A 20,773-nucleotide genomic window follows, 5' to 3' on the forward strand; every position below is an offset into this window, starting at 1 on the left:
GGCAGGGGTTCTCCTTCGTTTCAGTCCTGGCCCGTCGCGGCGCCCTCGTTGCGCGGGTCACTGGAGGAATAGCGCAGGTTGGTGCCCGGGTCGCTGTAGACGGCCTCCGCGTCGCCCCATGCGTCCACCCGGCGAATCTTGTGGCCCTTCGCCTCCAGCGTGGACAGCGTCGCCGGCTCCAGGCCCCACTTGTCCACCCACAGCTCGTCCGGGAGGTACTGGTGGTGCAGCCGGCCCGTGCCCACCGCGCGCGCCACGTCCATGCCGTGGTCCACCACGTTGCTGATGGCCTGGATGACGGTGGTGGGAATGGTGGACCCGCCGGGGCTGCCCACCGCCAGCATCACGCGCTTCGGGTCCTCCTTGGAGAACACCAGCGTGGGCGACATGGAGGACAGGGGCACCTTGCCGGGCTGGATGGCGTTGGGCTCACCGGTGACGAGCCCGTACGCGTTGGGCACGCCCGGCTGCGCGGCGAAGTCGTCCATCTCGTCGTTGAGGAGCACTCCGGTGCCCTTCGCCACGAGGCACGAGCCGAAGCTGTAGTTGACCGTGGTCGTCATGGCCACCGCGTTGCCGTCCTTGTCGATGACGGAGATGTGCGTGGTGTTCTTCTTCTCCGGCTCCGGCGTGAGGGGCTGCGCGTCCTTGCTCAGCGTGGAGGCCGGGCCGCCCTTCAGCGGCGCCAGCAGCGACGCGCTGGAGGTGGCCTTCTTCGGGTCGATGCCGCCCGCCAGGTCCGCGATGTGGCCGGGCGACGTCAGCCGCTCCAGCGGCACCTGCACGAAGGCCGGGTCACCCAGGTACTTCGCGCGGTCCACGTACGCGCGCCGCACGGCCTCCACGTAGAGGTGCAGCGACTCCGGGTCGCGGTACGGCACGCCCTGCGGCCGCAGTTGCTGGAGCATGCCCAGCACCTGCACCACCGCCAGCCCGCCCGCGCTGGGCGGCGGCATGGTGAGGATGCGGTGCCCGCGGTAGGTGGTCTCCAGCGGCGTGGCCGGGCGCGTGCGGTAGTTCGTCAGGTCCTCCTGCGTGAGCAGCCCGCCCGCGTCCTGCACCGTCTTCACCATCGCCTGCGCCACCGGGCCCGCGTAGAAGGCCTTCGCGCCGCCCTTGGCGATCCGCTCCAGCGTGCGCGCCAGGTCCGGCTGTTTGATCAGATGCCCCACCGGCGGCACGTCCGGCGTGCCCTGCGCGTTGGGCACCAGGAAGATGCGCGCGGCCTCCGCGTCCCGGCTCAGGCACTGCACGCGGCCCTTCGCCATCTGCTGGTACTTGGGCGTCACCCAGAAGCCCTGCTTCGCCAGCCGGATGGCCGGGGCAAGCACCACCGCGGGCTTGAGCTTGCCGTGCTTGGACAGCAGCTCCAGGTAGCCCGCCACCGCGCCCGGCACCGCCACGCTCAGGGCGCCGTCCGTGGACAGCCCCGGCACCAGCGCGCCGTCCTTCAGATACATGTCGCGGGAGGCGCCCTTCGGAGCCACCTCCCGGAAGTCCAGCACCTGGGGGCCGCCCGACTTCGCGTCGTGCACCAGCGCGAACCCGCCGCCGCCCACGCCGGAGTGGTAGGGACCCACCACCGCCGCCGCGAACGCCGCCGCCACCGCCGCGTCCACCGCGTTGCCGCCCTTGTCCAACATCTGGAGCGCGGCCTCGCTCGCGGGCGGGTACGCCGTGGCCACCGCACCTCCCCGGTAGGGACGTGCCGCACCCGCCTGAGTCGCCACCAGCAACACCGCGAGTCCCAGCGCGCGGAACGACTTCCGTCCCACGGCTCCCATGTGTGCTTTCCCCACCTGGACGCCTTTCCTTGTGATTTCCAGCCGTTCCCTAATGCACCACTCGCCGCGCCCGGACCAGGGTTTCAACAAGACAACATTTTTTTCCTTGGATTGTGAGCGGAAGCGGGGCACTCTCCGGTCATGCGCAGCAACTGGCGGTGCTCATGAGTCTTCCGAACCCCGTGGAAAACCCGGCGTCGGTTCCGACTCCGGCCCCCACCACGGCACGGCTGACGACGTTCCTGAAGCCGCGCTTCGGTATCACGGTCCAATGCAACACGTTGTGTGTAGCAGTCAGCGCACGGCCCTCCCCGGACGCCCCGCGATCAGTTTTGCCGTCCGGGCGCGGTTGACGAGTTGATCGGCGGTCCCTAATTCTCCGCCGCATATGACAGCTCTGGCGGCGGTTGTGCTGTGCGCGGGCAAGGGCACGCGGATGAAGTCGGAGAAGGCCAAGGTCCTTCACCCCATCCTCGGCCGTCCCCTCTGCGCCTATCCCTTGAAGCGGGCCCTGGAACTGGGCGCCACGCACGTGGTTCCGGTGGTGGGCCACCAGGCTTCGGAGGTGGAGAAGTCCATCCGCGCCCACTTCCCGGACGCGCCCCTGCGCTTCGCGCTCCAGAAGGAGCAGAAGGGCACCGCGGACGCGGTGAAGGCCGCGGAAGACGCGCTGAAGGGCCACGACGGCCGCGTGCTCATCCTCTACGGAGACGTGCCGCTGCTTCGGAAGGAGACGCTCCAGGCGCTGCTCGCCGCGCACGACGCCGCAGGTGGAGTGCTGGCGCTGGTGTCCACCACGCTGGAGGATCCCACCGGCTACGGCCGCGTCATCCGCGAGGGCGGCAAGGTCGCGCGCATCGTGGAGCACAAGGACTGCACCCCGGAGCAGCGCGCGGTGAAGGAGTGCAACGCGGGCATCTACTCCGTGGACGCGGCCTTCCTCTGGAAGGCGCTGGCCGAAATCAAACCCGTCAACGCGCAGGGCGAGTACTACCTCACCGACCTGGTGGAGATGGCCGCGAAGCAGGGCCCCGTGGGCGCGGTGGACGCGGACGCCACGGAGACCGCGGGCGTGAACGACAAGGTGGAGCTGGCGGCGCGCGCCCGCGTCCTCCAGCAGCGCATCAACGAAGCCCACATGCGCGCGGGCGTGTCCATCCAGGACCCCGCCACCGCGTACATCGAAGAGGGCATCACCATTGGCACCGATACGGAAGTAGGCCCCAGCGTCTCGCTGATGGCCGGCACCGTCATCGGCAAGGGCGTCATCATCGGCCAGGGCAGCGTGCTCACGGCCTCCCACGTGGCGGATGGCACCCACATCAAGCCCTACTCCGTGTTGGAGGAGGCGCGTGTGGGCGAGCGCTGCATCATCGGCCCGTTCTCCCGGCTGCGTCCCGCCACGGAGTTGGCAGAGGAAGTGCATCTGGGGAACTTCGTGGAGACGAAGAAGGCCCGCATCGGCAAGGGCAGCAAGGCCAACCACCTGACTTACCTGGGCGACGCGAACATCGGCGCGGGCTGCAACATCGGCGCGGGCACCATCACCTGTAACTATGACGGGGTGAACAAGCACCTGACTGAACTGGGCGATGGCGTGTTCATCGGCTCGGACAGCCAGCTGGTGGCGCCGGTGAAGGTGGGGGACGGCGGGTATGTCGGCGCGGGCACCACGGTGACGAAAAATGTGCCTCCTGGGAGCCTCGCTGTGTCCCGTGCGCCACAGGTCGTGAAGGAGGGGTGGGTGGCGGCCAAGAAGGCACGGCAGGTGAAGGTGAAGGCTGGTTAGCAAGAGTGCTCGCCTGCTGGTCGGTCGGCGGGGCGGGGTTGGGCGTGTTGGGCGTGAACGGGTTTCCCGTGGTTTGCTCCGGCGCCGCGGGACGAGAAAGAGGCAGGGAAGAACATGTGCGGGATTGTTGGCTACGTCGGTGACAAGGAATCTGCTCCCATCCTGGTGTCGGGTCTGAAGAAGCTCGAGTACCGGGGCTACGACTCCGCGGGCGTCGCGGTGGTGGGCGGCAACCAACTGAACGTGGTGCGTGCCACGGGCAAGCTGCGCAACCTGGAGAACCGCGTGGTGCAGGACCTGCCCAAGGGAACCACGGGCATCGGCCACACGCGCTGGGCCACGCACGGCCGTCCCTCCGACGAGAACGCCCACCCGCACACGTACAAGAACGTCGCGGTGGTGCACAACGGCATCATCGAGAACCACCTGGCGCTCAAGGCGGAGCTGCGCGCGCGCGGCCACGTCTTCTCGTCGGAGACGGACTCGGAGGTGTTCGCGCACCTCATCTCCGCGGAGGTGGAGCGCGGCGTGGACCTGCCGGACGCGGTGCGCACGGCCATCAAGCAGGTGAAGGGCACCTACGGCCTGGTGGTGGTGTGCTCCAACGACCCGGGCCGCATCGTGTGCACGAAGGACGCGTCGCCCATGGTGCTGGGCCTGGGCCAGGGCCAGAACTTCATCGCCAGCGACGTGCCCGCGCTGCTCGAGCACACGCGTGACTTCGTCTACATGGAGGAGGGCGACCTGGCGGTCGTCACCGCGGCGAAGGTCGACATCTTCAACCGTGAGGGCAAGCTGGTGAACCGCCCCACGCGCCGCATCGACTGGACGCCGATGATGGCGGAGAAGGGCGGCTACAAGCACTTCATGCACAAGGAGATCCACGAGCAGCCCCGCGCCATCGCGGACACGCTGCGCGGCCGGATGCTCCTCACCGAAGGCGACGTCCACTTCGAGACCTGGAACCTCACGCAGGAGCAGGTCCAGTCCTTCACCAAGGTCACCATCCTGGCCTGCGGCACGTCCTGGCACTCGGGCGTGGCCGGCAAGCACATGATCGAGTCGCTGGCGCGGCTGCCGGTGGAGGTGGAGCTCGCCAGCGAGTTCCGCTACCGCGACCCCATCGTGGAGAAGAGCCACCTGGTCATCGCCATCAGCCAGTCCGGCGAGACGGCGGACACGCTCGCGGCCTTCAAGGAGGCCAAGCGGCTGGGCGCGCACACCATGGCCATCTGCAACGTCATCGGCAGCGCGATGACGCGTGAGGCGAACCTGCACGTCCTCACCAACGCGGGCCCGGAGATCGGCGTCGCGTCCACCAAGGCGTTCACCACGCAGCTCGTGACGCTGTACCTGCTGGCGGTGAAGCTGGGCCGCATGCGCGGCACGCTGTCCGTGGAGGGGGCGCAGGAGCACCTGACGCACCTGACCCAGGTGCCGAAGATGATTGAAGACGTCCTCAAGTGCGAGCCGCAGGTGAAGCGCGTGGCGCGTGAGTTCATGAACGCGCAGGACTTCCTCTTCCTCGGCCGTGGCCCCATGCACCCGGTGGCGCTGGAGGGCGCGCTCAAGCTGAAGGAGATTTCCTACATCCACGCGGAGGGCTACGCGGGCGGTGAGATGAAGCACGGCCCCATCGCGCTCATCGACGAGAAGATGCCCGTCGTGGTCATCGCGCCGAAGCAGCCGCACATCGCCTACGAGAAGATCATCGGCAACATCGAGGAGGTCCGCGCGCGCGGCGGCAAGGTCATCGCCATCCTCGACGAGGACGACAACCAGGCGGACACCCTGGCCGACCACGTCATCCGCATCCCCGCCGCCTGCGCGCTGCTCGCGCCGGTGGTGGCCACCATCCCGCTCCAGCTGCTCGCGTACCACGTGGCGGAGATGCGCGGGAACGACGTGGACCAGCCGCGCAACCTGGCCAAGAGCGTGACCGTCGAGTAGCGCTTCACGGCTTCAACGCCTGAGTGCGCAAGAGCCCGGACTCCCTCCACAGGGGGCCCGGGCTTCTTCGTTTCCGGCGCTACTTCTCGTCCGCCAGCTCCAGGAGCACCTCCAGGTCCGCGGCGGCGTCCAGCGACTCCAGCAGCTCCAGGTTCTCCACCACCTCGCGATCCTCGTCGGTGAGCGGGGGCTGGGGGCGGCGGGTGTCGGTGGGCGGGGGAGGGGCCTCCGGGTGCACGGCCTTCGCGGGCGCGGGGACCTCCTCGTGCGGCGGGGGCGGCGGGGACTGCTGGGCGGACGCGGGCACGCCCGCCGCGAGCGCGAACAGCAGCAGCCAACAGGGCGCGGGCCTCACGGCTTGCGCCGCCTTTCGCGCAGCCGCTCGCGTGCCTCCTGTCGCTGCTCCTGGGACATCCGCCGCCAGCGGCGCATGTTCTCCAGCATCTGCTCGCGGCGCTCCGGGTGTTCCTTGAGATAGGCGCGCATCCGGCCACGCAGCTCCGCGCGGCGCTCCGGGGTGAGGCCTCGCAGCTCGCGCACCTGCTCACGCACCGCCTGCCGCTCCTGGGGCGACAGCTTCTGGAAGTCGCGCAGGTTGGTCCTCAGCCGGTCGCGCTCCTCCGGGGGCAGCTGCCGCCAGCGCTGGAGGTTCGCGCGCACGCGGGCCTGCTCGTCCGGGGACATGGCCTTGAACTCGCGCAGCTTCGCGCGCAGGGCCTCCTTCTGCTCCGGCGAGAGCTTCTCGAAGCGCTCCGCGGCGCCAGGCGCGGGGGCGTTGGCGGCGCGCGCGGGCATGCCGATGAACAGCGCCACCGCCAGCACGCCGGCGGTCATCCTTCCCAGCATCACGGCACCCCCAGTTCGTGGAGGTTCTCGACGACCTCCAGGTCTTCGGAGCTGTCCAGCCCCAGCACTTCGTAGTCCTCGACCAGCTCCAGGTTCGCCGCCACCTCCAGCGCGCCCGGGTCCCACTCCTCCAGCGCGGGCGCCTCCACGCGCGTGCGTCCGGCCACGAGCAGCGTCAGCACCACCGCGGCGGCCACGCCCGCGGAGGGCACGAGCACGCCGGGCCTCAAGAGGCGCGCGAACCGCTCGCGCCAGGTGGGCGGCAGCGCGTCCACCCGCGCCAGCAATTCGCGCCGGGCGGACGGGGAGGGCGTGAAGGCGGGCAGCTCCGCCATCCGCGCCACCGTGAGGCGCAGGAGCCTTTCCGTCGCCTGGCACTCCGCGCAGGTGCCCAGGTGGGCCTCCACGCGCGCGCGGTGCGGAGGCGGCAGCTCCCCGTCCACCCAGGCCGTCAGGTCTTCTTCGTAGGAACAGCTCATGCCCGACTCCTCGCGGGCACGGTGCCCGCCTGCAACGCTTCAATCCTGCGCGCCACCGCCAGGGTGGCCCGGTGGATGAGGCTCTTCACGGCGGCCTCGCTCGCCTCCAGCGCCTCGGCGATGTCCCGGTACGCCATGCCCTCGAAGCGGCACATGGTGAACGCGGCCCGTTCGCGGTCGCTCAGGTCCTTCAGGGCCAGCCCCACGGCCTCTTCCAGCTCCCGGCCGCTCAGCGCCTGGTCGGGCCTGTCTCCGTCGGGCCCTGGCATCCGCATCGCCCCCACGTCTTCCTCCGCCGGGGCCTCCGCCGTGAGGCGCGCCACGCGGTACTCGCCGCGCCGCATCTCGTTGAGGCAATGGTTCGTCGCCACCCGGAAGAGGAACGTCTTGAACTTCGCCGTGGGCTTGTAGGAGCGCGCGTGGCGGTAGAGCTTCACGAAGATGTCCTGCGTGAGCTCCTCCGCCCGCGCGGCGTCCCCCACGAAGCGGAACGCGAAGCGCGCCACGCTCGCGTGGTGCCGGTCGAAGAGCCAGGCGAAGGCCTGCTTGTCGCCCGCCGCCACCTTCAGCATCGCCTGCGTGTCCGGGTCCCAATCCATCCGTGAGGTCCCAAACCCCGTTGCCCGCTGGAAGTTGCGGGCCACCCCCACTTTGAACCCCACGGGGCGCCCCGGTTACAGTTTCGCCACCGTGTCCGATGCTTTCCGCCCACGTTCGCGCACACCGGCTCCCCACCCGGGAGGAGAGGCGGAGCCCGTCTCGGACCTGGCGGCCTGGGAGCCTGCGTCGGAGCCGCTGGCGCAGGGCGGCACGCCCACCCCGCCCACGGACTCGCCGCTGCCCATGTACCTGCTGGCGCAGCAGGCCCGGCGCGCCCAAGGGGAAGAACAGAAGCGCCTGGCCTGGAACCTCAACCAGCTCCTGGAGGAGATGGGGGCGCAGGGCGGGGGCCGGGCGGAGGCGGACGCCTTCCACCGGCTGTTGGAGGGGGGCAACCTGGACGGGCTGGTGGACTCGGACGGGCGCTCCTGCCGGGCCACGGCGGTGGAGTCCCTGCTGTCCCTGGGCTTCCCCTACGCGCTGGAGGTGCGCCCGGAGGACCTGGAGCACCTCACGAACGCCCCCGCCCCGGGCACGCGGCTGACGCCCCCCAGGGGAGGGCCCTTCCCGGCCCTGGCGGTGGGGCTGGGGGCGCTGGCGTTGCAGGTGGTGATGGGACTCACAGGCGTCGTCGTGCCCGGCGGGCTGCTCATCCTGCAGGGGCTCCTGACCCTGCTGTCCCTGACCCTGCTGACGGTTGCCTCCGTGAACTCTCCCCTGTATCGCGGAGCCCTGGCGCTGCTGACGGTGGTGTCCGGGGTCGGGTTGGGGATGGTGCTGGTGCCAGAGGTTCCGGCGGGTTGGGCGGCCGGATTGGGCGGGCTGGTGGCCGCCTTCCTGGCTGCCCTGCGCAAGAGCTGACCGCCAGGACCCAAAACGGATGTCAGAGGGGTGGACTAGGGTCTACCCATCGCGTACTAAAAGCGCGTTCAGGTGGACCGGGGTGGTCCACTCTTCCAAGGAGCGACGAGAAATGGCCGTGAATCAGGAGAAGGAAAAGGCGATCGAGCTGGCGCTGGCGGCGGTGGAGCGTCAGTTCGGCAAGGGGTCCATCATGCGGCTCGGCAACGACGAGCCCATGATGAAGGACGTCCAGGCCATTTCGACGGGTTCGATTTCACTCGATATCGCGTTGGGCGTGGGCGGCGTGCCGCGCGGACGCATCATCGAAATCTTCGGGCCGGAGTCCTCCGGTAAGACGACGCTGTGTCTCCACATCGTCGCGGAAGCGCAGAAGCGCGGCGGCGTGTGCGGCTACATCGACGCGGAGCACGCCATGGACGTGGGCTACGCGCGCAAGCTGGGCGTGCGCACCGACGACCTGCTCCTGTCCCAGCCGGACACCGGTGAGCAGGGCCTCGAAATCGCGGAGATGCTCGTGCGCTCCGGCGCCATCGACGTGCTGGTGGTGGACTCGGTGGCCGCGCTCGTGCCGAAGGCGGAACTCGAGGGCGAGATGGGCGACGCGCACATGGGCGTGCAGGTCCGCCTCATGAGCCAGGCGCTGCGCAAGCTCACGGGCACCATCTCCAAGAGCCAGACGTGCGTCATCTTCATCAACCAGATCCGCATGAAGATTGGCGTGATGTTCGGCAACCCGGAGACCACCACGGGCGGCAACGCGCTGAAGTTCTACGCGTCGCAGCGCATGGACATCCGCCGCGTGGGCGCCATCAAGAACGGCGAGAACGTGGTGGGCAGCCGCACCCGCGTGAAGGTCGTGAAGAACAAGGTCGCGCCTCCCTTCAAGGAGGTGGAGTTCGACATCATGTACGGCGCGGGCATCTCGCGTGAGGGCGACCTCATCGACCTGGCCTCCAACGAGAACATCATCGAGAAGAGCGGCAGCTGGTTCTCCTTCAAGGGAGAGCGCATCGGCCAGGGCCGGGAGAACGCGAAGGAGTACCTGCGCGAGCACCCGGAGACCTACAAGGAGGTCGAGGGCCTGGTGCTGGAGAAGTACGGCATCGGCAAGACGGCCGGTGCGGCGGCCCCCGCGGCGGAAGCAAGCGAGCCGGCGGAAGGCGAGAAGCGCCCGCGCGTGAAGGCCGTGAAGTAGCCGCAGGGCATTTCGAGGAATGGCCCGCCGCGCACCTCCGGGGGGAGCGGCGCGGCGGGTGAAGCAGAGAGAGAAGGGGCCGGTCTCCAGCGATGGGGCCGGCCCCTTTTTCTTCACCGTGAGAGGGATTGGGCGCGTGACGCGCACGGTCATCACCGGCCTGTCGCCGGGATGTTTCGTGTGGAGGGAGGAGCGCCTCTAGACTTCGCGACCCGGGAGCCCCTTCACCCCTGCTCCCCGCTGGAGTCCACCGCCTTGTTCAACCCCTTCAAACGCCGCACGTTCCTGCAAGCCGTGGTTGCTGTCGCGGCGACGACGACCTTTGGATGCTCCGACGACGACTCGACGGAGACTTCGGATGGCTCGCCCTACTTCCCGCAGTCGCTGGCGTCGGGGGATCCGCGTCCGGACAGCGTGGTGTTGTGGGTGCGCGTGGAGGACAAGGACCGCGCCGGGTCGGACCTGCCCTTGCGGCTGGAGGTCTCCCCGACGGAGGACTTCAAGACGCTGGTGCTGGACAAGAAGGACCTGTCCGCGCTGGCGGCGCATGACCACGCGGTGAAGGTGAAGGTCACCGGGCTGTCCGCGCGCACGACGTACTACTACCGCTTCTCCTACGAGAAGGACGGCCAGAAGCACACCACGCGCACCGGGCGCACGCGCACCGCGCCCGCGGCGGGGGATGACGTGCCGGTGAAGTTCGTCTTCGCCAGCTGCCAGGACTTCATTGGCCGCTACTACAACGCCTGGCAGCGGCTCTTGCAGCTGGACGCGGACCTGGACTTCGTCGTCTTCCTGGGCGACTACGTCTACGAGACGACGGGCGACACGTCCTTCCAGTCCGGCGAAGGCGGCCGGGCCGTGCGCTTCAGCGCGCCGGACGAGGCGCTGCCCCAGGGCACGGGCCTCACCGCGTTCCTGGCGGCGAACTCGCTGTCCAACTACCGCGACCTCTACAAGACGACCCGCACGGACCGGCAGCTGCAGGGCGTCCACGAGCGCTACCCGTTCATCATCGTCTGGGACGACCACGAGTTCTCCGACGACTGCTGGCAGGACGTGGCCACGTACGAGGACGGCAAGCGGGACGAGACGCAGCTGGACCGCAAGCTCAACGCGGAGCAGGCCTTCCTGGAGTACATCCCGCTGGACACGGCGCAGTCGCCCGAGGGCGCCATCGACGTGGGCAGCGAGCCGCGCTTCCCCAACTCGCGCATCTACCGTGACTTCGAGTACGGCAAGCACCTGAAGCTGCTGGTGACGGACTACCGCAGCTACCGGCCGGACCACCTCATCCCGGAGGACGCGTATCCGGGCGGCGTGGTGCTGGACGAGACGCTCTTGGGCGCGGCGCTCCAGGGCCAGCCGGACCCGGTGAAGGCCACGTTCCAGACGGACACGTTCGCGTACGTGAACATCGACGACGCGGCGTACGCGGCCCAGAAGCAGGTGCTCCAGGGCGTGTACCTGAGCCAGGCGAAGGCCGCGGGCCTGACGGACGCGGAGGCCGCGCAGAAGATGGCGAAGTGGGTGGCAGGGCCCGTGGCGCTCTACTACGTGAACCAGGTGCTGGCGGCGGTGAACAAGGGGCTGGTGATTGCCCCCGCGGGCAAGCCCCGGGGCCTGGCGTACGCGCACATGGGCAAGGCGGCGCTCTTCAACATCCAGGGCTCGCGCTACGTGGTGGTGAAGGACACGTTCGACCTGTTCGCGGCGGTGAAGTTCCAGCTGTCCCAGGGCAAGAGCGAGGACGTGTTCGGCCCGGACCAGCAGGCGTGGTTCAACCAGACCCTCGCCACGGCGCAGAACACCTGGAAGATGGTGGTGAGCTCCACGTCGCTGTCGGCGCTCATCTGGGACTTCCGGCAGCAGGCGGACATCACGGACCCGACGCTGCGCCAGCGCTTCTACTTCAGCGTGGACCAGTGGGACGGCTTCCCCACGAAGAAGAAGGTGATGCTCAACGCGCTCAAGGCGGACGTGACGAACACGCTGTTCATCTCCGGGGACATCCACGCGTCGTTCGCGTCGGTGGAGGAGGGCGTGCCCACGCTGACGGCGCCAGCCATCACCTCCGGCTCCATCAAGAGCCTGGCCAGCCTGGCGCTGATTGGCGCGGGCTACGCCACGGGCGCGCCGGTGTACCAGCACGCCGTCGTGGAGATGGAGAAGACGCTCCAGGCGTCCAACCCGGGTCTGCGCTTCGCGGACGCGGACTCGCACGGCTTCGTGCTGGTGGAGGTGAAGGCGGATGAGACGCTCGCCACCTTCCACCTCATCCCCGCCAGCGAGGTGGCCAAGGACTACTCCAAGCGCGCGGACAGCGAGCTGGAGGCGAAGTTCACCGCGAAGACCTTCCGCGTGAAGAACAGCGACATCCAGCCGGCCTGAGCCGGACGGTCATGAAGTGAAGAAGAAGGGCCGCGTGGGGCACTCCCCGCGCGGCCCTTTTTCATGGCTTGGCGACTTTGCGATTTTTCAGCTTTGTGCTGTTTTCCTGGAACAAGGCTTCCATTGAGGGAGTCCGGGACACCGGGAAGGAGCACACCGTGGGCGCGCGCAAGGGATGGCAGGGACTGCTGGGAGCAGGGCTGATCATGGCCGTGGGAGTGGCGGAGGCGGCGCCGTGGCGGAGCGTGCTGTATCCGTCGACGTGGACGCCGGGGTACTCGCAGCCGGGCACCCCGTCGCGGTTCCTGCATGACTTCTCCTACGCGGGCTACCGGATGCGGCAGGCGGAGCCGCCGGTGCGCATGGACCGGGTGCTGGACGTGACGCAGGCGCCGTACTTCGCGGACAACACGGGGGCGTCGGACGTGACGGCGGTGTTGCAGCAGGCGCTCGACGACGCGGGGGCGGTGGCGGGGGGCGGGGTGGTGTACCTGCCTCGGGGCACGTACCGGGTGGCGCCGCCCGCGGGCAAGCCGTACGCGCTGCTCATCCGGTACAGCAACGTGGTGCTGCGCGGGCAGGGCGCGACGTCCACGTTCCTCTACAACTCCGCCACGGACATGCGCAGCAAGCGCGTGGTGCAGGTGAGCCCGCGCGACACGACGGTGTCCTGGACGTCGGCTTCGACGGCGTCGGTGGCGCTGACGCAGGACGCGCCCAACCAGGCGACGCGCATCCAGGTGGCGAGCGTGTCCGGCTACACGGTGGGCACGTGGGTGGTGGTGCGGGCGGACCTGACGGCGACGCGCAGCGCGGAGCTGAACATGGGCACGACGTGGACGTCGCTGCCCGGACCGTCCTTCTACCGGCAGGTGGTGGCGGTGGACTCAGCGACGCGGATGCTGACGTTGGACATCCCGTTGCGACAGGGGCTGCTGATGCGCGACAACGCGCGGGTGTACCGCGTGCCCGCGCACCTGTCGGAGGTGGGCGTGGAGCACCTGGCCATCGGCATGCGGGAGAACCCCACTCCGGGCATGGCCGAGGAGGACTACACGGTGCAGGGCCGGGGCGCGTACGAGGTGCACGAGTCCACGGCGCTCCTGATGAACCACGTGGTGGACGGCTGGGTGCGCGGCGTCAGTTCCTACCGGCCGCCGTCCAACACGCAGGACGTGCACGTGACGTCCAACGGCATCGACCTGAACTACGCGCGCAACATCACGGTGGAGGGGTGTGAAATCGACAAGCCCCAGTACAAGGGCGGTGGCGGAAACGGGTACCTGTATTCCATCCGGGGCAGCGACAGCCTGGTGAAGGACAGCGTGGCGTACGGCGGGCGGCACAACTTCGACTTCCGCTCCATGCACACCACCGGCAACGTGCTGTTCAACAACCGCGTGTCCAACGGCGAGAAGGTGTCTGACTTCCACATGCACCTGAGCGCGGCGAACCTGGTGGACAACACCACGCTGTACCAGGAGCGCTTCGAGGCGGCGGACCGCTCGCCCTATGGCACCACGAGCCACGGCGTCACCACGACGGAGAGCGTGTTCTGGAACACCAACGGGGCGAAGGCGCCGTCGTACGGGGGCTCGAGCGTGGTGCGCTCGCAGCAGTACGGGCAGGGGTATGTGATTGGGATGCGCGGCAGCGCGACGGGCGTGGACGTGTCGGTGACGACGAAGACGGCGCCGGCGGATTTCTCGGAGGTGACGCAGTCGGGGAACGAGCTGGTGCCGCAGTCGCTCTACGTGGACCAGACGCAGAAGCGGTTGGGGCGCGCGGTGGAGCACGACGCGAGGGCGCTGGTGTACCAGGCGGAGAACCTGAAGCCGACGAGCACCCCGGATCCGTCGTCCACCGGCGTGGAGGCGGGGCCGGAGCTGGGCGGGGTGCGCTACCACAACACGAGCGCGGTGGGCGCGAAGGTGACGTACACGCTCTATCCGCGCACGGTGGGCACGTTCGCGGTGCGGGTGCGCACCAAGCGCAACAGCGGGCGGGGGCAGTACCGGCTGGACGTGAACGGGGTGGCGGTGGGCGGGACGCGGGACGAGTACTCCGCCACCACGCAGTTCGCGGAGGTGGAGCTGGGGACGGTGACGTTCACGGACCTGGAGCCCCAGGCGTTCACGTTCACGACGGTGGGCAAGAACGCGGCGAGCACGGGCTACAACGTGGCGTTGGACGTCATCCGTCTGGTGCGGCAGTAGGCGAGCGGCGCGTCTCTGGGAGGCGCGAGCGGACCGGGGTATAGACGGGCGCCATGCACGTCTATGCCGCCGCGTTGGCCCAGGAGCTGGGCATCAAGCCGGAGCAGGTGGACCGGACCCTCGCACTGCACGAAGAGGGAGGCACGGTCCCCTTCATCGCGCGCTACCGCAAGGAGGCCACGGGGGGCCTGGATGAGGTTCAAATCCAGTCCATCCTGGACAAGGCCACGGAGCGCGCGGAGCTGGACGGGCGGCGCGACACCATCCTGCGCAGCATCGAGGAGCAGGGGAAGCTGACGCCGGAGCTGAAGAAGGCGCTCCAGTCGGCGCGCACGCGCGCGGAGCTGGAGGACCTGTACCTGCCGTACAAGCCCAAGCGCCGCACGCGCGCGGCCATCGCCCGGGAGAAGGGGCTGGAGCCGCTGGCGGACCTGGTGTGGAAGCAGGAGGGCCAGCGCGGGGAGAACCTGGACGCGCGGGTGAAGCCCTATGTGAACGCGGACAAGGGCGTGGCGGACGTGGCCCAGGCGCTGGCGGGCGCGCGGGACATCTGCGCGGAGCGGGTGGCGGAGGACGCGAAGCTGCGCCGCGAGGCCCGCGACCTCTGCACGCGGCGGGGCACGCTGCGCTCGGACGTGGTGCCCGCGAAGAAGGGCGAGACGACCAAGTTCGAGAACTACTACGGCCACGAGGAGCCGCTGTCCCAGGCCCCGTCCCACCGCGTGCTGGCGCTGTTGCGTGGCGAGGAGGAGGGCGTGCTGAAGGTGAAGCTGGGCCTGCCGGATGACGAGGTGAAGGGGCTCTTCACCGGACGCGTGGTGACCCGGCCGCAGTCGCTGTTCGCGGGCGAGTTGCGCGCGGCGGTGGAGGACAGTTGGGACCGGCTGATGGGGCCATCGCTGGAGTCGGAGCTGCGCGCGGAGCTGAAGGAGCGTGCGGACAAGGGCGCCATCGGCGTGTTCGGAGAGAACCTGCGGCATCTGTTGCTGGCGGCGCCCGCGGGGGCCCGGGCGGTGCTGGCGTTGGACCCGGGGCTGCGCACGGGCATCAAGCTGGTGATGCTGGACGCGACGGGGACGGTGGTGGAGACGACGACGCTCTATTCGGAGCGGAGCGCGGACGAGCGGGCGCGCGCGGCGAAGCTGCTGGAGGCGGTGGTGCGCAAGCACAAGCCGGAGCTCATCGCGGTGGGCAACGGCACCGGCAGCCGCGAGGCGGAGGTCTTCACGCGCGACACGCTGAAGGCGATGGGCGTGCAGGTGCCCGTGGTGTCGGTGAGCGAGCAGGGGGCGTCCATCTACTCCGCGTCGGAGGTGGCGCGGGAGGAGTTCCCGGAGCTGGACGTGTCGCTGCGCGGGGCGGTGTCGATTGGCCGGCGCTTGCAGGATCCGCTGGCGGAGCTGGTGAAGATCGACCCGAAGAGCATCGGGGTGGGGCAGTACCAGCACGACGTGGACCAGGGCCTCTTGAAGAAGAAGCTGGGTGAGGTCGTGGACTCCTGCGTGAACGCGGTGGGCGTGGACGTGAACACGGCGTCACCGCAGCTCCTGGAGCACGTGTCCGGAGTGGGGCCGTCGCTGGCGAAGAAGCTGGTGGCGCACCGGGCGGCGAAGGGGCGCTTCACGACGCGGCGGGAGCTGCTCAAGGTGAGCGGCCTGGGGCCGAAGACGTTCGAGCAGGCGGCGGGCTTCCTGCGGGTGCGAGGGCCGGAGCCGCTGGATTCGAGCGCGGTGCACCCGGAGCGCTACACGGTCGTGGAGCGGATGGCGAAGGACCTGGGCGTGGACGTGGCGTCGCTGGTGGGAAACGCGGCGCTGGTGCGCCAGATTGAAGCGAAGCGCTACCTGGGGCCGGAGCTGGGCGAGCTGACGCTGAAGGACATCCTGGCGGAGCTGGAGAAGCCGAGCCGCGACCCGCGAGGAGACTTCACGGCGCACGCGACGCGGGACGACCTGCGCACGCTGGAGGACGTGAAGGAGGGGATGGTGCTGCAGGGCGTGGTGACGAACGTGACGGCGTTCGGAGCGTTCGTGGACGTGGGAGTGCATCAGGACGGCCTGGTGCACGTGTCGCAGCTGGCGGCGCGCTTCATCAAGGACCCGTCGGAGGTGGCCAAGGTGGGCGACCGGCTGACGGTGAAGGTCCTGTCAGTGGACCTCGCGCGCAAGCGTCTGGCGCTGTCGGTGCGGGCAGTGCTGGAAGGCGGGGCGCCGCAGCCGTCCGGAAGGCCGGCACAGGCGAAGCCCGCGAGCGCACCGGCGCAGCAGCAGCGGCCCGCCCAGAAGCCCGCGACACAGGCTCCGCCGCAGAAGAAGCCGGAGCCGTTCAACAATCCGTTCTCGAAGCTGAAGCGCTAAACGCTTGTCAAATTGGATTCGCGACCTGGCCGGGGTTCTTCAAGGGCTTTTGGAAAGGCCAGGGGCCCCGGTCTTGGATATCGAGTGGTTGATTGCCCGCCGCGCGGACACCCTGCAATACCAAGGGCCACTGCACGACGCGTCTGTCCAGCAACTCGCCAGGGATGTTCGAGCTTTTGAAGCCGAGTTCCCTGGCTTGCTTCCTCGGGGGCTGCTGGATGGGGCTGGCAGCTAGCTGAGACGCTCAGTCCAGCGGGAACAGCCGCGCTTCCTTCGCCAGCACCTCATTGCGCGCCAGCAGTCCCGTGAACCGCTTCGTCCCGTTCCGCGCGTCGAACCGCGCCGCGATGTCGCGTGCCTGTGACTCCAGCCAGTCCTTCAGCGCCCGCGTCCCGTAGCCTCCGTCCACCGCGTGCAGCGGGAATGCTCGTGGCAAACGCAGGCTCACTTCGTCGCGGCCGTCCGCCACCACCTGGCCCACCAGGAACGACGCCGCCGTGTAGAAGCTGAACCGGTCCCGGTAGCTGGAGTGCTCCAACGCCCAGCCCAGGTGCTTCTCCAGCAGCGTGAGCCCTCGCGACAGGTTGCCGGTCAGCGCCAGGAACTCCAGGTGCTCTCCCACCGTGGCGAGGAACTCGCGGTTCTTCGCCACCATCGCGTAGCCGCGCACATGGCAGTCCCGCGCTTCCTTCATCCGCTCCAGCTTGAAGAACGGATACAGCAGCGTGCCCAACGTCAGGTGCGGGATCTCCGCGCAGGACTGTCTTCCATCCAGGATGGGCTTCGCCTTCTGGATGGCCTGCTCCCACTCACCCTTGTCCACGTGGTGGTCCAGTTCGTCATCCAGCTCGCAGACGCGGCAGTCCGTCAGGTGGTCCCTGGGCGTGACGAGCCACGCCTCCCACAGGCGCTCCGCGTCCTCCGTGTCGCCCATGTCGCGCGCCATCTGGTAGCGCAGCTTCAGCGCCGCCCGCTTGCCCGCGTCCAGCTTCGCGAAGCTCTGGTCCACGTCATCCAGCGCGTCGGAAATCTGCTTGCGGCTGATGTGCGGGAACTCGTCCAGCCGGCCCACCACCCACTTCTGCTTCCAGAGCATGTCCTCCGGGTCGAACCGCTGCGGATCCTTCTTCTGCTGCCCCCGGCACCACGCGAACGCCACCAGCGCCTTGTCCGGATACCCCCCGAACGTCGCCGCGTCGATGAGCGCGTCCCGCAGCTCGTACCCCAGCGGCACGTCGCCGTGCGCGTCCGTCAGCCGCACCGCCTCCTCCAGCGCGCGCACCTTCGCGTCACCTTCCGGCAGCTCCTCCGCCTGCCCGCGCAGGGCCTCCACCTGCTGGCGCCAGTCCGCCATCAGTGCATCCCCCGCGAGCCCGGACCCGACGAACCGCCCCCTCCGCCACCACTGTCATCCAGCCGCGCGGAGATGAGCCCCAGCAGTCCGTGGTTCAAGAGCGCCATCTCCTGCGCGTTCAGCGGGTGCTGACCCAACAGCAATGCCTGCACGTAGAGCATCTCCACCGACAGCTTCAGCAACTCCCGCCCCTCCACCGCCGCCAGCCGGCGCACCACCGGGTTGTGCAGGTTGAGGCAGAGCAGCGCGCGGTCCTGTCCACCCGTGCCCGCCATCACTCCGTCCAGCACGCCCGCGTACAGGTCGTCCGACTCCTCCCGCGCCCGTTCCGCGTCCCGCTTGAACGCGCCCTCCGCGTCCGAGCTGTAGAGCGTGGGCACCTCCGCAGGGAAGAACTTCTTCACCTCCACCCCGCAGCGGAACGGCGCGAGCACCCGCTCGGCCAGACGCAGCAGCGGGTAGACGGCCTCGCGCTCGTCCAGCGTCAGCTCCTCGAAGCTCTGCGGCAGGTCCGCGGACGAGAACGGCGCCACCTGCGCCTCCGGCACCACGTGCGGCAGCTTCTCCAAGAGCGCCGTGTCGTGCGTGTACGCCGCGTTCAAGACGCACAGCCCCTGCGCCGCCGCCACCCGCGCCACCTGCCGGAACCCATCCAGCGTCGGCGTGTAGCGCACCACCGGCCAGGACCGCCGGTAGTCCGCCAACGTCATCACCCCGAGCGATGTTTCAAAAGGCAGCCAATGGATGACCAGCCGGTAGAAGTCGTCATCGTCCAGCGCCAGCCCCTTCACCGACAGCCCATGCAGCGCAATCAGCCGCTGTAGCGCCCGAGGGTCGTCGTTCGCCAGGTCCACCAGGTACTTGCGCAGGGACTGGCCCAGCGCCTCGCGCGCCTTCGCCAGCACCGTGTCCTCGTAGAAGGACTCGCGGCTCGCGGTGGGGCGCAGGCCGTTCGCGTTCACCACGCACTTCACGAAGAACGCCCACTCCGGCAGCAGGTTCTCCGCGCTCTCTGACAGGAGCATCTGCTTCAGGTACACGCGGTGCTTCTGCTTCGCGTTGAAGTGCGGCGACGCCGGCAACACATACGCCACGCCGTCCACGTCCCCCGCCTCCGAGCGCAGCGGAATCACATCCAGGAAGTCCGTGCCGAACACCTCGCGCCCGTACGCGAGCAGCGCCTGCCGCCGGTCTCCCGGCGTCTCGTAGAAGCGGCGCCAGGGCGACCGTCCGGGTTGAGCGTCTCCGTCTGTCCATCCACCGTGAGCCGCACGGGGAAGGGCAGCAGGCCGCCGTAGTGCTTCGCCAGCTGGCGCACCCGCTCCGGCGTGAACCACTCCACCATGTCCGGCCGGGCCACCAGGTAGACGTGCGTGCCGGGGGCGTCCAGCGGGTGCTCGGAGACGCGCACGTCGTACGTGCCGTCGTGCCGGCCCCGCCACTCCAGCGTCCGCCCGTCGCCCTTCGCCGAGCGCGTCACCACCAGCAGCTCGTCGCACACCATGAAGCACGACAGGAGGCCGATGCCGAACTGGCCGATGAAGTCGTTGCGGCGGGCCTCCAACTGCTCGCGCTTGGAGGACTCTCCGATGGTGGCCAGGAAGCGGTGGATCTCCTCCTCCGTCAGCCCCACGCCTTCATCCATGAAGAGCAGGGTGGGCGGCCCGCCGTCCTGCTTCTCCCGCAGCTCCAGCCCCACGGCGCCGGTGGCTTGGGGCTCCAACTGCTGGCGGGCGCGGATGGCGTCCGTGGCGTTCTGGAGCAGCTCCCGCACGTAGACCCCGGGGGAGCTGTACAGGTGGTGGGACAGGAGGTCGATGACCCCACGGAGGCTGACTTGGAATCGATGGTCCACGCGGCCGTCGAGCGTAGCGCGCTGCATCCTCCCCGGGGCCACAATCCCCCGCCGTGGGTGGATGAAGGCATGTGTCCTTCCCAAGGCAACCGGACACGCCAGCCCCCTTCCGCCTCCCTGGCGGGGTGGTATGTCGCGCCCCGGCCGTGCGGCGCCTCCCGGCGGCACGGCGACATGTCGTCTCTTTCCTTCCTCCTGGAGCGGACAACGATGGGCAACAAGCTGAAGGCAGTGGTGGTGAGCGCGGTGCTGGGCGTCGCGGGCGCGGCCTTCGCGCAGGGCACGCCGACGACGCCGGCGGCTCCCAAGGCCGACGCCAAGGCGCCGGGCAAGGCCGCGGCGGGCAAGGCGGCGGCCACGGCGGGCAAGACGGAGGTGACGTGGTGGGGCCACGCCGCCTTCGTAGTGAAGACGCCGGGCGGCGCGACCATCGCCATCGACCCGTGGTTCACCAACCCCAAGGCGCCGCAGGGCGCCACCTGGCCGGAGGCGGTGGACGCCATCCTCGTGTCCCACGGCCACTTCGACCATGTGGGTGAGACGAAGGCCCTGGCCCAGAAGACGAGCGCCAAGGTGTACGGCTCCTTCGAACTGGTGAACCTCCTGGGCCTGCCGGAGGCGCAGGCCGTGGGCGCCAACGCGGGCGGGACGTTCACCGTGAAGGACGCCACCATCCACCTGGTGGAGGCGGTCCACTCGAGCAGCTACCAGGCGGACCCGAAGGCCGCGTCGCAGTACGCCGGCGCGCCGCTGGGCTTCGTCATCGAGATCGCCAACGGCCCCACGCTGTACCACGCGGGCGACACCGGGGCCTTCCAGTCCATGGGCCTCATCGCCGAGCAGTTCAAGCCCACCGTGGCCCTGCTCCCCATTGGCGGCCACTTCACCATGGACCCCGCGCAGGCCTCCGTCGCCGCGAAGCTGCTGAAGGTGAAGACCGTGGTGCCCATGCACTACGGCACCTTCCCCGCCCTGGCCGGCACCCCGGACGCGCTCACCACCGAGCTGAAGAAGACCCGGGCCACCACCAAGGTGCTCGCCCTGGAGCCGGGCAAGGCCACCGCGCTGTAGGCCTTCCGGGTTCACTTCGCGC

The 20,773-nt window shown here is 69.4% G+C and carries 14 protein-coding genes and 1 pseudogene; 8 read left to right on the plus strand and 7 right to left on the minus strand.

Annotated elements, in window-relative coordinates:
• Nucleotides 1–20: 20 nt before the first annotated feature.
• Nucleotides 21–1,784, minus strand: a complete 1,764-nt coding sequence (gene ggt / locus ACX114_RS06465; RefSeq protein ID WP_459295767.1) for a gamma-glutamyltransferase — start codon at nucleotides 1,782–1,784, stop codon at nucleotides 21–23.
• A 388-nt stretch (nucleotides 1,785–2,172) separates the two neighbouring features.
• Between ggt and glmU the strand changes: the two genes are divergently transcribed.
• Together glmU and glmS are read left to right on the plus strand one after the other, a co-directional pair.
• Entirely contained in the window at nucleotides 2,173–3,573 is a 1,401-nt protein-coding gene (gene glmU, locus ACX114_RS06470) for a bifunctional UDP-N-acetylglucosamine diphosphorylase/glucosamine-1-phosphate N-acetyltransferase GlmU (RefSeq protein ID WP_459295769.1), read from the plus strand.
• A 114-nt stretch (nucleotides 3,574–3,687) separates the two neighbouring features.
• Nucleotides 3,688–5,523 (plus strand): glutamine--fructose-6-phosphate transaminase (isomerizing), encoded by a 1,836-nt coding sequence (glmS, locus tag ACX114_RS06475; protein WP_459295771.1) that lies wholly within the window; start codon nucleotides 3,688–3,690, stop codon nucleotides 5,521–5,523.
• 79 nt (nucleotides 5,524–5,602) lie between these two features.
• Here glmS and ACX114_RS06480 read toward each other — a convergent pair whose 3' ends face one another.
• Genes ACX114_RS06480 through ACX114_RS06495 form a run of 4 tightly spaced genes read right to left on the minus strand, consistent with a single transcriptional unit; the run spans nucleotide 5,603 to nucleotide 7,447 of the window.
• Nucleotides 5,603–5,878 (minus strand): hypothetical protein, encoded by a 276-nt coding sequence (locus tag ACX114_RS06480; protein ID WP_459295773.1) that lies wholly within the window; start codon nucleotides 5,876–5,878, stop codon nucleotides 5,603–5,605.
• A complete protein-coding gene (locus tag ACX114_RS06485) occupies nucleotides 5,875–6,369 on the minus strand; it encodes a DUF3106 domain-containing protein (RefSeq protein WP_459295775.1) in 495 nt (164 codons plus the stop codon). The genes ACX114_RS06480 and ACX114_RS06485 overlap by 4 nt, the downstream gene beginning before the upstream one ends.
• Nucleotides 6,369–6,848 (minus strand): anti-sigma factor family protein, encoded by a 480-nt coding sequence (locus tag ACX114_RS06490; RefSeq protein WP_459295777.1) that lies wholly within the window; start codon nucleotides 6,846–6,848, stop codon nucleotides 6,369–6,371. The genes ACX114_RS06485 and ACX114_RS06490 overlap by 1 nt, the downstream gene beginning before the upstream one ends.
• Nucleotides 6,845–7,447, minus strand: a complete 603-nt coding sequence (locus ACX114_RS06495; RefSeq protein WP_459295779.1) for an RNA polymerase sigma factor — start codon at nucleotides 7,445–7,447, stop codon at nucleotides 6,845–6,847. Before ACX114_RS06495 ends, ACX114_RS06490 begins: the two co-directional genes overlap by 4 nt.
• Nucleotides 7,448–7,538: 91 nt before the next feature.
• Here ACX114_RS06495 and ACX114_RS06500 point away from each other — a divergent pair, with 91 nt between their 5' ends.
• The 5 genes from ACX114_RS06500 (at nucleotide 7,539) to ACX114_RS06520 (ending at nucleotide 16,471) form a co-directional block, all read left to right on the plus strand.
• Nucleotides 7,539–8,309, plus strand: coding sequence for a hypothetical protein (locus tag ACX114_RS06500; RefSeq protein ID WP_459295781.1), 771 nt, complete (start codon nucleotides 7,539–7,541; stop codon nucleotides 8,307–8,309).
• Between the two features lie 112 nt (nucleotides 8,310–8,421).
• Nucleotides 8,422–9,507: a recombinase RecA gene (gene recA / locus ACX114_RS06505; RefSeq protein ID WP_459295783.1), complete on the plus strand. Its 1,086-nt coding sequence runs from the start codon at nucleotides 8,422–8,424 to the stop codon at nucleotides 9,505–9,507.
• Between the two features lie 171 nt (nucleotides 9,508–9,678).
• Nucleotides 9,679–11,898, plus strand: coding sequence for an alkaline phosphatase D family protein (locus ACX114_RS06510; protein WP_459295785.1), 2,220 nt, complete (start codon nucleotides 9,679–9,681; stop codon nucleotides 11,896–11,898).
• A 158-nt stretch (nucleotides 11,899–12,056) separates the two neighbouring features.
• Entirely contained in the window at nucleotides 12,057–14,114 is a 2,058-nt protein-coding gene (locus ACX114_RS06515; protein WP_459295787.1) for a glycosyl hydrolase family 28-related protein, read from the plus strand.
• A gap of 53 nt (nucleotides 14,115–14,167) precedes the next feature.
• The gene (locus tag ACX114_RS06520) at nucleotides 14,168–16,471 is read left to right on the plus strand and encodes a Tex family protein (RefSeq protein WP_459295789.1); all 2,304 of its coding nucleotides are present in this window, start codon (nucleotides 14,168–14,170) and stop codon (nucleotides 16,469–16,471) included.
• Nucleotides 16,472–16,715: 244 nt separating this feature from the next.
• Here ACX114_RS06520 and ACX114_RS06525 read toward each other — a convergent pair whose 3' ends face one another.
• Both ACX114_RS06525 and ACX114_RS06530 read right to left on the minus strand, forming a co-directional pair.
• A complete protein-coding gene (locus tag ACX114_RS06525) occupies nucleotides 16,716–17,828 on the minus strand; it encodes a hypothetical protein (protein ID WP_459300073.1) in 1,113 nt (370 codons plus the stop codon).
• Nucleotides 17,825–19,680, minus strand: a pseudogene (locus tag ACX114_RS06530) (HSP90 family protein). Before ACX114_RS06530 ends, ACX114_RS06525 begins: the two are co-directional and overlap by 4 nt.
• 210 nt (nucleotides 19,681–19,890) lie before the next feature.
• Here ACX114_RS06530 and ACX114_RS06535 point away from each other — a divergent pair.
• Entirely contained in the window at nucleotides 19,891–20,751 is an 861-nt protein-coding gene (locus ACX114_RS06535) for a metal-dependent hydrolase (RefSeq protein ID WP_459300075.1), read from the plus strand.
• Nucleotides 20,752–20,773: the final 22 nt, after the last annotated feature.

This window comes from Corallococcus sp. M7, assembly GCF_054512695.1.